Here is a 1,661-nt window from a genome sequence, read left to right on the forward strand (position 1 = left end):
CACCCTTTGGGCGCTTGCCCTCTGGGGTGCAGGGGGAGGAAGGCGCGGAAGTCCCTTGGGGTTATGCCCTATGGAGGTTTTGACGTGTACATAGCCCGACGACAATCAATCCCCAGGTCAAAGGAGGAGGCAGGCAGGCACTGAGGGCACCGGGGATCCGCCCGTAGGCGGGCCCGGGAGGGGTATGGGGCTCTAGGTGTTCGGGCCCGGGGATCTTGAAAACCTGCGCCTGAAAAGGCTTTTGGCTTTAGGCCGGGCCTTGCCAAAAAGGCTTGGCAGGCCCGGAATGCATAGCCAAGGAGGTTAGATGAAGGATATCCTTCAGGGACTTAAGCCGGAAAAGTCCATAGGTTTAAGGACCCTAAGGGCCTTGCTCCTTGAGCACCAGGCCCATGCCCTCCCCTGGAGGGGGGTACCCGTCACGGGCTTCCTCCTCAAGGACCAGGTGGAGGTTTCCCTGAAGCGCCAGGGCCTTGCGGGCTGGTTCGCTCCCATGCTCGAGGCCCACAAGGAAGCCCTGGAAAGGGCCCTTAAGGAGGGAAAGACCGGGGTCTTCTTCGTGAGCGACCCCGAGAAGCTGGTCCTCACCCCCTTCGCCTTTCCCCGGAAAAAGGAGCTCCTTGCGGACCTGGGAGAAGAACCCTACCGCTTTCCCCAGGAGATCGTCTCCCCCAAGGCCCCCATGGTCCGCATCCTCCCCCCCTTCCAGATGGAGGAGGCCGAGGTGGAGGTGGACCCCCTTCTCTGCTTTACCCCTCCCTACCGGGCTGAGCTTGCCCTCCTGCGGGAGCTTGGGCTAGAGGAAAACCCCAAGGCCCTGGTTCTGGCCCTGGCCCTCTACCGGGGTGACCCCACCTCCAACGAGACCCTAGCCCGGAGGGCCTTGGCCCATCTCCCGGTTTTCCGGAACATGCCCAGGCTTTCCCCAAGGGCCCAGGCCTTTCTCCAGGCCTTTGAGAAGGCCCTACCCTCCTTCCTCGAGCAGGCCAAGGAGGAGGACAGCCTCTTCCTCCTCCAGGGCACCAAGGCCACCGCCTACCCCTTGGAACCCCAAAAAGGGGGCCCTGAGGTGGTCCACCGCTCCTCCCTCGAGGCCTGGAAGGGCCGGGCCCCCTTCACCGCCCAGGCCATCCTGGAAGGGGAGATCCCGAGCCTCAGGGACTTTCTCCGGAGTCAAGCCCTTCTTGCCGCCCTCCTCACCCATCCTGGGGACGAGTACCTTGGGGCCAAGCACCGGGCCCTCAAGCACAAGCTTCCTCAAAGCCTCCTCCTCGATGCCCTCAAGGAGCTGCACTCCCCCCTAGGCCCCCTGCTCGTCCCAGAGCGGAACCTGCTGCGGGAGGTGGAGGTGCCCGTACCCGAGGCTAGCCTCCTTCGCTGGAAGGAGGCCTTCTTGGAGGTATCGGAGGAGGGCCTTTACTTCCTCGCGGAAACCCGCAGGGGCCTCTACCTAGCCCTCCTGCCGGGCAGGCAGGTCTACCTCAACCGCCTAGACAAGGCCCTCTACCTGAGGACCGGTCTGGAGGCTTAAGAGGGCAGGGGGCTAACCCCTGCCCTTTACACAACATTCCTTCGTGTGCTACCTCATAGCTCCACCCCGGCCATCCTGAGCAAGACCCGACTCCGAATGAGGTTGTGAACCAGCAGAATGAGGTTTATTC

1 protein-coding gene is annotated in these 1,661 nt (G+C 63.3%); it reads left to right on the forward strand.

Annotated features, from left to right (window positions below; translation table 11 throughout):
• Positions 1–307 precede the first annotated feature (307 nt).
• The gene (locus tag F604_RS0111575; protein WP_019551777.1) at positions 308–1,531 is read left to right on the forward strand and encodes a hypothetical protein; all 1,224 of its coding nucleotides are present in this window, start codon (positions 308–310) and stop codon (positions 1,529–1,531) included.
• The last annotated feature ends 130 nt before the right edge of the window (positions 1,532–1,661 follow it).

The sequence above is a fragment of the Thermus scotoductus DSM 8553 genome, assembly GCF_000381045.1.
Lineage (GTDB): Bacteria > Deinococcota > Deinococci > Deinococcales > Thermaceae > Thermus > Thermus scotoductus.